This is a genomic window from Burkholderia latens, assembly GCF_001718795.1.
GTDB lineage: Bacteria > Pseudomonadota > Gammaproteobacteria > Burkholderiales > Burkholderiaceae > Burkholderia > Burkholderia latens_A.
On sequence record NZ_CP013435.1, the window covers coordinates 2758137 to 2770830 of the forward strand.

12 protein-coding genes are annotated in these 12694 nt (G+C 67.2%); 2 read left to right on the forward strand and 10 right to left on the reverse strand.

Features of this window, described 5'->3' with window-relative positions; translation table 11 throughout:
• Window positions 1-22: 22 nt before the first annotated feature.
• On the reverse strand, window positions 23-1723 hold the full coding sequence (locus WK25_RS12800) for a M48 family metalloprotease (protein WP_040141782.1): 1701 nt from the start codon (window positions 1721-1723) through the stop codon (window positions 23-25).
• Window positions 1724-1963: 240 nt separating this feature from the next.
• Between WK25_RS12800 and moaC the strand changes: the two genes are divergently transcribed.
• Window positions 1964-2452 carry a cyclic pyranopterin monophosphate synthase MoaC gene (gene moaC, locus WK25_RS12805; RefSeq protein ID WP_040141784.1) on the forward strand — a complete coding sequence of 163 codons (489 nt, stop codon included), beginning with the start codon at window positions 1964-1966 and terminating at the stop codon, window positions 2450-2452.
• A gap of 158 nt (window positions 2453-2610) precedes the next feature.
• On the opposite strand, the gene WK25_RS12810 is transcribed toward moaC, so the two are convergent.
• The 9 genes from WK25_RS12810 to recA form a co-directional block, all read right to left on the reverse strand.
• Complete coding sequence (locus WK25_RS12810; protein ID WP_069241717.1) at window positions 2611-2961, reverse strand: TonB family protein; 351 nt, start codon at window positions 2959-2961, stop codon at window positions 2611-2613.
• 406 nt (window positions 2962-3367) lie between these two features.
• Window positions 3368-5146, reverse strand: a complete 1779-nt coding sequence (locus WK25_RS12815) for a PglL family O-oligosaccharyltransferase (protein ID WP_069241718.1) — start codon at window positions 5144-5146, stop codon at window positions 3368-3370.
• A 165-nt stretch (window positions 5147-5311) separates the two neighbouring features.
• Window positions 5312-5908, reverse strand: coding sequence for a pilin (locus WK25_RS12820; RefSeq protein WP_040141790.1), 597 nt, complete (start codon window positions 5906-5908; stop codon window positions 5312-5314).
• A gap of 97 nt (window positions 5909-6005) precedes the next feature.
• A complete protein-coding gene (locus WK25_RS12825) occupies window positions 6006-6710 on the reverse strand; it encodes a TerC family protein (protein ID WP_069241719.1) in 705 nt (234 codons plus the stop codon).
• Window positions 6711-6866: 156 nt separating this feature from the next.
• Window positions 6867-7748, reverse strand: a complete 882-nt coding sequence (sucD, locus tag WK25_RS12830; RefSeq protein ID WP_010090788.1) for a succinate--CoA ligase subunit alpha — start codon at window positions 7746-7748, stop codon at window positions 6867-6869.
• Window positions 7749-7815: 67 nt separating this feature from the next.
• A complete protein-coding gene (gene sucC, locus WK25_RS12835) occupies window positions 7816-8982 on the reverse strand; it encodes an ADP-forming succinate--CoA ligase subunit beta (protein WP_040141794.1) in 1167 nt (388 codons plus the stop codon).
• Between the two features lie 68 nt (window positions 8983-9050).
• On the reverse strand, window positions 9051-9659 hold the full coding sequence (locus tag WK25_RS12840; protein ID WP_040141796.1) for a DUF2889 domain-containing protein: 609 nt from the start codon (window positions 9657-9659) through the stop codon (window positions 9051-9053).
• A gap of 146 nt (window positions 9660-9805) precedes the next feature.
• Window positions 9806-10693: a recombination regulator RecX gene (gene recX / locus WK25_RS12845; protein WP_069241720.1), complete on the reverse strand. Its 888-nt coding sequence runs from the start codon at window positions 10691-10693 to the stop codon at window positions 9806-9808.
• Entirely contained in the window at window positions 10693-11763 is a 1071-nt protein-coding gene (gene recA, locus WK25_RS12850) for a recombinase RecA (RefSeq protein ID WP_040141800.1), read from the reverse strand. The genes recX and recA overlap by 1 nt, the downstream gene beginning before the upstream one ends.
• A gap of 187 nt (window positions 11764-11950) precedes the next feature.
• Between recA and WK25_RS12855 the strand changes: the two genes are divergently transcribed.
• The gene (locus WK25_RS12855) at window positions 11951-12679 is read left to right on the forward strand and encodes a response regulator transcription factor (protein WP_069241721.1); all 729 of its coding nucleotides are present in this window, start codon (window positions 11951-11953) and stop codon (window positions 12677-12679) included.
• The last annotated feature ends 15 nt before the right edge of the window (window positions 12680-12694 follow it).

A 12694-nucleotide genomic window follows, 5' to 3' on the forward strand; every position in this document is an offset into this window, starting at 1 on the left:
TGCCGCCATCGCCTGACGGCCGTCATCCGCGGCCGTTCTTCTCGTCCTCGCGCTCTTCCTTGTAGCGCGCCTCGAATTCCAGCAGCCGGGCGCCGATGATCGACTGGTCGTAGAACGACACGTCCTTCGCGTCACGCGCCTCCTTCAGCTGACGGATCGCCGAAGGCCATGCGCCGTCGAGCGCGAGCTTTTCCGCGAGCGCGCGCCGCCGCGCCAGCACGTCGCCCCGGCCATCGCTGGCCTTCGCGAAGTAGTCCCACCAGTCCGGCTGCTCGGGATCCGCCTTCGCCTGCGTGCGTGCGAGCGCCTGCGCTTCGGCGAAGCGGCGCGCCGCAAGCAGCGCCTGCAGATGCGCGACGATTGCCGCGTGCGACGCCGGCCATCGTTGCTGCGCGAGCGCCGCGAGCCGCACCGCGCTGTCGGTCCGGCCGGCACGGCGGGCGATGTCCGCGGCCAGCACGTCGAGGCTCGGCGAACTCGTGGCCGGCTCGTCGGCGTGCCGCTCGCGTGCGTCGAAAGCCGCGCGTGCCGCCGCGAGCGCTTTGTCCGCCGCGTCGAACTGGCCGAGCAGCATGTTCGCGAGTGCGATTCCGTAGTCGTTCGCGGCAACGTTTGGCGCGGTGCGATCGTCGATCTCGAGCTGCATCCGGCGCGCTTCGGCCGCGATGTCGTTCGGCGCGCGGTTCTGCAGGATGCGCAGCCGCGCGCGCACGAACCCGTATTCGGCAGACTGGCGCGGCTGCCGGTAAGGCGCACGGCGCGCGCGGTCTTCCATGTCGGCGATCCGTTCGCCCGTGAGCGGGTGCGTGCGCGCGTAGGCCGGCACGCCGGCGTCGCCCATCGATGCGCGTTCGAGCCGTTCGAAGAAGCCCGGCATTCCGTACGGGTCGTAACCGGCGCCAGCAAGCAGCTGGAACCCGACGCGATCGGCCTCGCGCTCGGCCGACCGCGAAAAGCGCAGCTGGTTGTCGACCGCGTATGCCTGGCCGCCCATCGCGATCGCGCTGCCCAGATCGCCGCTGCGCGCGAGCACGCCGGCGAGCACGCCGAGCAGCATCGTCGCGAGCGCGGTGTAGCCCGTCTTTTCGTTCGCGCCGATCATCCGCGCGATGTGCCGCTGCAGCACGTGCCCCATCTCGTGGCCGACCACCGATGCAAGTTCCGATTCCGTCTGCGTCGTGACGACCAGCCCGCTGTTGATTCCGATGAAGCCGCCCGGCATCGAGAATGCATTGATCTGCGGATCGCGTACCGGGAACAGATCGAAGTCGGGCGCGTAGCCGCCGATGTAGCGCGCCGCCGCCGCGGCCGCGAGCCGCGCCGCCATCGCGTTCAGATAGTCGCGCACCAGCCAGTCGTCGAGGTAGTCGGGGTCGCGCCGCACCTCGCGCATCACGCGCTCGCCGAGACGGCGCTCTGCCTGCGGCGTGAGCGAACCGCCGGAGCCGTCCCCGAGATCGGGCAGCTCCAGCGCGCGCAGCGGGGCGCGCAGGTTAGCGACCGGTGCGGATGCGCCGTCGGCGCCCGCGCCCGAAAAGCGGCTTTCCGCGCCGCCGTAAGTGCCGAATACGCCGGTCGCGATGCCGGCCGGCACCGTCGAAAGAGGCGGCGAAGCGCCGTCCGCCGGCTCGAGCGGCAGCGCGGACGCACGCTGCGCATAGCCGGTCGGCGGCACCGCGAGCGCCGCCGACAACAGCACGGCAAGCAACTGTTTGACACGCATGGCAGGTTGAAAGCGACGCCGTCCGCGCGCCGGGCGCGTATCGCGGCGTTTGGTCTGAGGATCCCGGTCATTGTACCGGCGCGATCGCGGCTGTTCCGCGCGCCGGATGCGCGATCTGCACGTCCGGCGCCGCGCGGCCCGCTGCTATGATAGGCGCCCGTTGAAACGTTGCGGATGTTTGCGGCCCGGCGCGGGATGCGGCGGATCGCCCGGCCGCGAAACCCGAGATCGGAGCAAGACATGTCAGGACTGACGCATTTCGACGCCGCCGGCCACGCACACATGGTCGACGTCGGCGGCAAGCAGGAAACCCAACGCATCGCGATCGCGCGCGGCACGATCCGGATGCTGCCCGCGACGTTCGCGCTGATCCGCGACGGCAAGGCGAAAAAAGGCGACGTCCTCGGCGTCGCGCGCATTGCCGCCATTCAGGGCGCAAAACGCACCGCCGACCTCATTCCGCTGTGTCACCCGCTCGCGCTGACGCGCGTGGCCGTCGACTTCGAGCTCGACGACGCGCTGCCGGGCGTGCACTGCGTCGCGCAGGTCGAGACGTTCGGACGGACCGGCGTCGAGATGGAAGCGCTGACGGCCGTGCAGGTCGGGCTGCTGACCGTGTACGACATGTGCAAGGCGGTCGATCGCGGGATGGTGATCACCGACGTGAGCGTCAGGGAGAAGCGCGGCGGGAAGTCGGGGGACTGGAAGGCGGAGGATGCGGCGGGCTGAGCGGCCCCAGAGCGTCGCGTGTCGCGGCGCGGATCTGATGCCGCGGCACCAGGCGTCGCCCGCGTAATGAAGCGGTATTGCGATCGCGCCCGGCAGGTGATCACGACAAGCGGCCTGGGCGTCGCGTCACGGCACGAACACGCGCACCGGCCGCGCCGTCATTCCGCGCGCCGCGGTTCGAATACGAACGGTTGCGTGAGCAGGAACGGATTCGCGGTCGCGCCGGTTTGCGCGCACGTCGCATGCGTCATCGCGTCGACGGCCGCGCGATCCGCCGCCGCATTGCGGCTGCTCGTCGTCACGGTTACGTTCTGCGCTTCGCCGGAAGTCGTCATCAGCGCGCGCACGAGTACGGTGACCGGACGCGTGAGCGGTTTCGCGCTCTCCGGATAGACTGCACGCGGAATGTGGCAGGTCAGCCTGCTTTCCTGCGAAGACGACAGCATCGCGCAGCCGGAAAACAGCACGGTGACGGCAGGCAGGATCACGAATGTGGAGCGAAGGACCATGGTCGAATGTCGTTCTTGAGTACTGTTCCCGGCGAGCTGCGGCGGCGGACGTGAGTAGCCGCACCGCATGTGTCGCCCCGCGCCGCGGCCATCGGATCGGCGCTCCGTTACGGCCGCGCGGCCGCCGAGTGCATCGGCCGCGATCCTGCTTCACGAATTCCCGACTCTGCGGGCCGCGTTCGCTTGGGCGCGTGCACCGGCCCGGTATGCGAACGCTTTCGCGCATTGTGCACGCGCCGCGGCTGCCGCGGCGGCGATTTGACAATGATTGACGCGCATCGCGCCAGGTTCCGCGACTACCCGTTCTCGACGGGAAACAATCGCCGCCTGGCCAAGGGTGGCCACCGCTCCCCCGCTTTGCCCGCCCCAACGCGCGCCGGGATTCCCCGCCCGGCGATGCGCGGGATTACTCGGAATCGTCTTCCGAGTCGTCGTCGTCCGCATCGGCCGGGACTTCGCCGTATTTCGCGACGACGGCCGCCTTGAACGACTTCAGCGCCGGCTGCTGGTCGCACAGCTTGTACAGCGACGCGAGCTGCTGCGGCCAGTCCTTCAACTCCTTCGCGAACACGTGCAGCCGCGCGACCGTATCGAGCGCGTCGGCTTCGCGGCCGGCCAGCGCCTGCAGCGCCGCATAGCGGCGCAGCACCGTTTCGCCGGGCAGCAGCGCGATCGCGCGCTCGTGCGCGGCGAGCTTCAGCGGCAGGTTGTCCGGCGAAATGGTCAGCAGTGTCGCCGCGCCGTAGTCGCCCCATGCGCCGAACAGCAACGACGGCGCGTCGCGGTACTGCGCGGCCGGGTCGCTGCCGTAATACAGCACTTCCGCGCGCTGGTAGTCGCGCAGCACCGGCACCGCCGCCAGCACGCCGCCGACTGACAGCACCGCGAACAGCGCGAACGCCGCGCGGCCCGGCAGGATGCGCAGCGGCTTCACGTCGAGCAGGCCGATCACGAACATCGCCGGCAGCAGGAAGAACATGTACTGCTGCGGGTATTCGACGAGCGCATGCATCAGCAGGATGCCGATCAGCGCGAAGCCGAACACGCGCGTGCTCGACTGCGGCGCGCGCACCGCGCGCACAAACCACGCGACGAGCGCGACGACCAGCACGCCGAGGCCGGCGATGCCGGACTTCGCGAGCAAGTCGATGAAGATATCGTGCGAGTTGTTCGCGATCTCGACCCCGCCAAGCGTGCGCGCGAGCGCGAACTGATGCGACGGGAATTCGCCCCAGCCGACGCCGAGCAGCGGATGCTCGCGGAACATCGCGAGCCCGTACTTCCACAACGCGAGGCGCGGCGCGATCTGGCCGGCGTCGCGCATGCGTTCGGCCGCCGACTCGGCGAGCCCGAGATGAAAATGCACGTTGGCCCAGCGCACCGCGACGTTCACCGCGACGAACACCACGGCGAGCACAACGGGCATCAACCATGCGCGGCGATTGCCCGGCGCGCGGCGCGACTCGACCCACGCCATCCAGAAGCCCGCAACCACCATCACCGCGACCTGCAGCCACGGGCCGCGCGACACCGTCAGCGCGAGGCCGGCCGACAGCACGATCGACAGCGCGAGCCATACCCATGCCGCGAGGCGACGCGTCTGCACCAGATACAGTGCGCCCGCGAGCGCGAACGCGATGTAGCTCGCCAGGTGGTTCGCCTGCGCCATGTTGCCGTACGGACGGCGATCGACGGCGATGTTGTACAGGACGACGAACGGCGACACCGCAGACTCGAGATGAAACAGCTGGACGACCTGGCTCGCGACCGCAAATACCCCGCCGATGAGCAGCGCGCCGGCCATCATGCGCGCGGCGGCTTCGGCGAGCCCTTCGCGCGCCAGCGTATAGCCGGCCTGCATCGCAACCAGCGCGGCGGCCAGATAGCCGACCGCCAGCCAGTTCATCGACGGAACCTTCAGCGGCATCAGCGCAACCTGCGCGATCAGCACCGCGGCGAACCCGAGCGGCGCGACGAACGCGGCCGGTGCGGCGAACGGCTGCGTCGGGCGGCCGGTGCGCGCGAGCAGCACGACGGAGAGCCCCAACAGCAAGTACAGCACCAGCGCGGCAAATTCGGAATAGAAGGTCGGGATCGGATACGTGTGATTCGTGATCGCGTACGGCACGATCAGGGCGACAGCCAGCGCAACGAGCGGCAACGAGCGGGAAAAAGTAGAAGGCATGAGCGAACCGGATGTCAGCAACCGGCGCACTATACAAAACTTTCCCCGGTCTGTGCGGCCGCCGTCGTGCCGCCCCGCGATGCCGCAGCACCGGTGCGGCCGGCTCCGACGCGGCCTGAGCCGCCCCGTGCCCACAGCCCGGCACGGCCCTGCACGCCTGCGACGCTACGCGCGGCATTCCGCCGGCGCATACTTCCCGGGCAACGTCGCGGCCTCCGTCGGCAACGGACCGGCTCCAGGCGCCGGCAGCGACGACGCCGTCTTGCCGGAAGCAAAGCATTCCCATGCGATCGCGCCGGCCTGCATCGAGCCCTTCTTGAGCGGTACGCGCGCGGTCGGCGTGTCGGCCTTGTCCGGTGCGGACGGCACCAGGACGAGCGTATTCGCGCCCGCCGCGGCGACGCGCGCGGTGAACGTCACCGTGATCTGGCCCGTGTCACCGTCGATCGCGACCGATTCGACGTTGCGGGTGCCGGCGGGCGGACTGTAGCCGCCATCGAGCGCAGCGCCGCTCGCAGCGTTGTCGGCGACCGCGAGCCGCGCGGACGATGCGAGCGCGAGGCCCTCGCCCACGCGCGACCGCGCGAGGTAGTCCTGGTATGCGGGAATCGCGTACGCGGCGATCACGCCGACGATCGCGAGCACGATCATCAGCTCGATCAGCGTGAAGCCAGCCGGCCGCCAGCGCGGCGCCGGCCGGCGCGCGCGCCGCAGGTCGGCGGCGATGCGGCGGAACAGGGAAACGGAAAAGGCTTCAAACATGACTGGCTCCGGAAACGAAAAACGCCTGCCGAACAAGGCAGGCGTTTCGATCGTAGCCAGCGGGCCGCGAACCCGGCAGTCGGCCGGACGGCCAATGTCACTGCGCGTGCGAGACCGCGCGGCGGCGGCGCAACGCATAGCCGGCCGCGACGACGAACAGCGCGCCGGCGATGCTCGCGCCGTAGACCGCGGCCGGTGTATCGAGCACCGGCCAGCGATCGCCGACCGGGTCGTGCACCATCAGCCCGCCCGCGATCCATCCGATCAGCCCCGCGCCGAGCGCGACGACGATCGGGAACCGGTCGAGCAGCTTCAGCACCAGCGTGCTGCCCCACACGATGATCGGCACGCTCACGACGAGCCCGAAGATCACGAGCGCCAGCCGGTGCGACGGATCCGCCTGCTCGGCCGCGCCGGCGATCGCGATCACGTTGTCGAGGCTCATCACCGCGTCGGCGATCACGATCGTCTTCACGGCATCCCACAGCCGGTCGGCCGGCTTCACGTTGTCATGCGCGTCGGCGTCCGGCGCCATCAGCTTGATGCCGATCCACAGCAGCAACAGGCCGCCGCCGAACTTCAGGAACGGCACGTCGAGCAGCACGACCGCGAACGCGATCAGCGCGACCCGCAACAGGATCGCGCCGGCAGTGCCCCACACGACGCCGCGCAACCGCTGGTTGGCCGGCAGGTTGCGGCACGCGAGCGCGATCACGACCGCGTTGTCGCCGCCGAGCAGGATGTCGATGATGACGATCTGGAACACAGCGCCCCAGTGCAGCGACGTCAGGAATTCAAGCATGAGTGGTATCGGATGGAGGAACGGCGGTCGGGCACGCGGCCCGCTTCGTCGCCGGCCAATGCGTCGCGCATGGCCGGGGCTTACAAATTCATTGCGCGAGCATAACAAAAAACGCCGGCAGAGCCGGCGTTTTTTGCAGGACGAATCCGTTGGAAATTACAGCGCCTTCTTCAGCAGACGGCCCATTTCCGACGGGTTGCGCGTGACGGTGATGCCGCACGCTTCCATGATTTCCAGCTTCGCTTCGGCCGTATCGGCACCGCCCGAGATCAGCGCGCCGGCGTGGCCCATGCGCTTGCCCGGAGGCGCCGTGACGCCAGCGATGAAGCCGACGACCGGCTTCTTCATGTTGTCCTTGATCCACTGGGCGGCGTTGGCTTCGTCCGGACCGCCGATTTCGCCGATCATCACGACAGCATCCGTGTCCGGATCGTCGTTGAACATCTTCATCACGTCGATGTGCTTCAGACCGTTGATCGGGTCGCCGCCGATACCGACTGCCGACGACTGGCCGAGGCCGAGCGCCGTCAGCTGAGCAACCGCTTCGTACGTCAGCGTGCCCGAACGCGACACGACGCCGATGCGGCCCTTGCGGTGGATGTGACCCGGCATGATGCCGATCTTCAGTTCGTCCGGCGTGATCGTGCCCGGGCAGTTCGGCCCGAGCAGCAGCGTCTTGCGGCCTTCGCGACGCATGCGGTCCTTCACTTCGATCATGTCACGGACGGGAATGCCTTCCGTGATGCAGATCGCGAGGTCGAGGTCGGCTTCGACCGCTTCCCAGATCGCAGCCGCTGCACCTGCCGGCGGCACGTAGATGACCGACACGGTCGCGCCGGTTTCGGCCTTCGCTTCCTTGACGCTCGCGTAGATCGGAATGCCTTCGAAATCTTCGCCGGCCTTCTTCGGGTTCACGCCCGCGACGAATGCTTCGCGGCCGTTTGCGTATTCACGGCAGGCACGCGTATGGAACTGACCGGTTTTGCCGGTAATGCCCTGCGTGATGACCTTCGTGTCCTTGTTGATCAGAATCGACATGTATTTTGACCTCTGTTCGATTGGCGTCGCGTGCAAGCCGCGCCGCCATGCGTATTCATTAGCGCGCTTACTTGCCTGCTGCAGCCGCGACGACCTTCTGCGCTGCTTCTTCCATGCTGTCTGCCGAGATGATCGGCAGGCCGGAATCGGCCAGCATCTTCTTGCCGAGGTCCTCGTTCGTGCCCTTCATGCGGACGACGAGCGGCACGTTCAGGTTCACGGCCTTCGAACCGGCGATCACGCCTTCAGCGATCACGTCGCAGCGCATGATGCCGCCGAAGATGTTCACGAGAATCGCCTTCAGGCCCGGGTTCTTCAGCATCAGCTTGAACGCTTCGGTGACCTTCTCGGTCGTCGCACCACCGCCGACGTCCAGGAAGTTCGCCGGCTCGCCGCCGAACAGCTTGATCGTGTCCATCGTCGCCATCGCAAGGCCTGCGCCGTTCACGAGACAGCCGATGTTGCCGTCGAGCGAGATGTATGCGAGGTCGAACTTCGACGCTTCGATTTCAGCCGGATCTTCTTCGTCCAGATCGCGGTACGCGACGATTTCCGGGTGGCGGAACAGCGCGTTCGAGTCGAAGTTGAACTTCGCGTCGAGTGCGACAACCTTGCCGTCGCCGGAGACGTTCAGCGGGTTGATTTCAGCCAGCGATGCGTCGGTTTCCCAGAATGCCTTGTACAGGCCTTGCAGGATCGCGCGCGCTTGCGGAATCGAAGCGGCCGGCACGCCGATCTTCGCGGCGAGCTCGTCTGCCTGGGCGTCGAGCAGGCCCGTCGACGGCTCGACGATGACCTTGTGGATCAGTTCCGGGTGCTTTTCGGCGACTTCTTCGATGTCCATGCCGCCTTCGCTCGAACCCATCAGCACGATCTTTTGCGACACGCGATCGACGACGAGGCTGACATACAGTTCCTGCTTGATGTCGGCGCCTTCTTCGATCATCAGACGGTTGACCTTCTGGCCTTCCGGACCGGTCTGGTGCGTGACGAGCTGCATGCCGAGGATCTGGCTCGCGTATTCGCGCACCTGCTCGATCGACTTCGCCACCTTCACGCCGCCGCCCTTGCCACGGCCACCCGCGTGAATCTGAGCCTTCACGACCCAAACCGGGCCGCCGAGCTCTTCTGCCACCTTGACGGCCTCGTCCACCGAGAACGCCGGCTTGCCGCGCGGTACCGCGACTCCGAATTTCCGCAGGATTTCCTTACCCTGGTACTCGTGAATCTTCATGCGTGATTCCCTTCAGTCTGAGAGTTGGATGAAATGTCGCTTAAGACGCTTCTTCGAATGATTTCCGTTCATTCCTTCGTGCTGCCTTCACCGGGCAGATCCGGCCGGAGCGGGCCATACCACCGCGGGTAGTACTGCCGCACGACCTCGCCGTCGAACCGCAGCGCCCGGCAACGGCCGAGCTGGAAAGGCGGTTCGGCGTGCACGCCGTCATGGTCCGGCCCTTCGCCACCCTCCTCGCGCACATTCCAAACATCACCGGCGAACGCCTGGATCGCCGCGGTCGGCAGCACGGCGCACAGCTCGGTGAGATGGGAACAGCCCGCGACGCCGGCGAGCAGCCGGTTCGCGTTGCGGCGGAAATTGCGGAAGAGATTGAGCCCGATGAGGGCCCGATAGGCAGGAGAGGCGGATTGACAGTGACCGGGATACGGAACCCATTCCGACGACGCTTCGGCGTCGACGACATTGAGGTCACGATCGATAGTCACGCGCAGCCAGAGTTCGTGGATCGGCAGGCCCTGCGGCCGGATGCCCGACGCAAGCGCGACATCGCGCGGCTTGTGGTCGGTCAGGCAGGCTTCGATGTCCCACAAGCCGTCGCCGCGCTCGTAGGCTTCCGCTCGGATTGCGCGTCGATGTCGCAACTGACGGGGCACGGGCTCGGATAGCGGCATGCTGGAGGTTGAGGCCGAAGAGGAAAACCCGTGGATTTTAGCATATTGGGTATTTGCGGCATTCGGCCCCGACGGCGGGTATTCCCGCCTGTCCGGAAACGGTTGCATTGCAGCAAAATCGCGCGCGGCGCGCGTGCCCGGGCCGGTCAGTCGTCGAGCGGAAAATCGTCGCCGACCTTCAGCAACTTCACGATGGTGGCGCTCGAGAAACCGCGCGCGGCAAGAAAGCGCGCCTGCTTCGCGCGCTCGGCCGGCGTTTGCGGCAGCGCACCGAATTTCTTGCGCCAGACAGCCTGCGCGCGCGTGAACTCCGTCTCGCGCAATTGTGCGTTCACTTCGTCGACGAGACTGTCGCCGACCGCATGGCGCTTCAGTTCGCTGACGATCCGCGCGACGCCGACGCGCGATGCGCGGCGATGCACGAGACTTTCGGCAAAGCGTGCGTCGGACAGCCAGCCTTCCTGCTCCAGCGCATCGAGCACCGGTTCGACGGATTCGTCCTCGCCGACGTAAGGCGCGAGCTTGCGCGCGAGCTCCGCGCGGCTGTATTCACGCCGGGACAGATAGCCGAGCGCGCGCCCCTTCAGGGAACGCGGCGGCTTCGACGATTTGCGCCCCGCGGCACCGGACTCGTCGCTGGAAGCGGCGCCGGCAGCGCTGCCTGACGCACGGCGAGTGCGCCGCGGATGCTGGCTGCTGCGCGTATAAACATCTTCGGTGGGGGGCGCGGCCTTATCGTCCACAGCGGCCGCAGCGCCCGTGCGCTCGCCGGGGAAGCTGACGCCGGACACGCGCCGGCGCGACCTGTCGTGCGCATCGAACGATTCGTCGTCGTCGAACGGATCGACCGGTGCAGTGATCTCAAACGAAACGAGGGCATCGTCGGATGCCCTCGTCGCGGTGCGGTGCGCGGCATGACTGTCCGCGCGCCGCCGGTCGGCACCCGAGGATGCGGCTCGTCGGCCCGAGCGATCTGCCGTTTCAGGCGCGTCGCTCGACTCCGATTCGCCAGCCGGACCTCGGCGCCCGACCATCACTCTTCTTCGTCCATCGCCTCGGCTTCGTCGACTACGCCATCGGGCATCGCTGCGACGCCGAGCGACTCGCGAATGCGGTTTTCGATCTCGAGCGCAATTTCCGGATTCTCGCGCAGGAATTCACGCGCGTTGTCCTTGCCCTGACCGATCTTCTCGCCGTTGTAGCTGTACCAGGCGCCGGCCTTGTCGACGATCTTCGCCTGCACGCCGAGGTCGATGATCTCGCCCTGACGCGAAATGCCTTCGCCGTACAGGATGTCGAAGATCGCTTCGCGGAACGGCGGCGACACCTTGTTCTTCACGACCTTCACGCGGGTTTCGTTGCCGATCACCTCGTCGTTCTTCTTGATCGAGCCGATCCGGCGAATATCCAGACGCACCGACGAATAGAACTTGAGCGCGTTGCCGCCCGTCGTGGTTTCCGGGTTGCCGAACATCACGCCGATCTTCATCCGGATCTGGTTGATGAAGATTACGAGGCAGTTCGTGCGCTTGATCGTGCCCGTCAGCTTGCGCAGCGCCTGCGACATCAGGCGAGCCTGCAGGCCCGGCAGCGAGTCGCCCATTTCGCCTTCGATTTCGGCCTTCGGCACGAGCGCGGCGACCGAGTCGATGACGATCATGTCGATCGAACCCGAGCGCACCAGCGCGTCGGTGATTTCGAGCGCCTGCTCGCCGGTGTCCGGCTGCGAGATCAGCAACTCCGGCACGTTCACGCCGAGCTTCGCCGCATATTGCACGTCGAGCGCGTGCTCGGCGTCGATGAATGCCGCGGTGCCGCCCAGCTTCTGCAGCTCTGCAATCACCTGCAGCGTGAGCGTCGTTTTACCGGACGATTCCGGACCGTAGATCTCGACCACCCGGCCGCGCGGCAGGCCGCCGACGCCGAGCGCGATATCGAGGCCCAGCGAGCCCGTGGAGACGACCTGGATGTCTTCCTTCGCTTCGCCGTCGCCCATCCGCATGATCGACCCTTTGCCGAACTGCTTCTCGATCTGCGCGAGTGCGGCCGCCAGCGCCTTGCTCTTCTCGGCGGTCATCCCGGAGCCCTTCTTGCTATCTTCCATGAATCGTCCTTTGCTATGATGAGCAGCGTCTGTTAGAGGCGCGCCCGCTTTCAAGCGCCGCCCACGAATGCAGACACTGTATAAAAAAACAGTGTTTTATGCAAGCCCGCAATGCAGGCTGCGTTGTACACGGATAACTTCGGAGACAACCGCGCCGGCGCGCGCCCGTCGGCCATCGGTCAGCAACATGCGAATTCTCATCGCCGAAGACGACAGCATACTCGCGGACGGCCTCACCCGGTCACTCCGCCAATCGGGCTATGCGGTCGACCACGTGAAGAGCGGCGTCGAGGCCGACACCGCGCTGTCGATGCAGACCTTCGACCTGCTGATCCTCGATCTCGGGCTGCCCAAGATGTCCGGGCTCGACGTGCTCAAGCGCCTGCGCGCACGCAATTCCAATCTTCCCGTGCTGATCCTGACCGCCGCCGACAGCGTCGACGAGCGCGTGAAGGGACTCGACCTCGGCGCGGACGACTACATGGCCAAGCCGTTCGCGCTCAACGAGCTCGAGGCGCGCGTGCGCGCGCTGACGCGGCGCGGCGCAGGCGGCGGCCCCACCGTCGTGCGGCATGGCTCGCTCGCGTTCGACCAGGTCGGCCGCATCGCGTATGCGAACGAGCGCGTGCTCGATCTGTCCGCGCGCGAACTCGGACTGCTCGAAGTGCTGTTGCAGCGCATCGGCCGGCTCGTGTCGAAGGAGCAACTCGTCGACCACCTGTGCGAATGGGGCGAGGAAGTCAGCAACAACGCGATCGAAGTGTACGTACACCGGCTGCGCAAGAAGATCGAGCCGAGCGGCGTGCGGATTTCCACCGTGCGCGGGCTCGGCTACTGCCTGGAAAAAGTCGCACCCGCGGCGCCGGCCGACCCGGCCACGGCCCCGCCCGCGGCAGCCGGCACGCCGCTGCGCTGACCCCGGCCGTTGCCC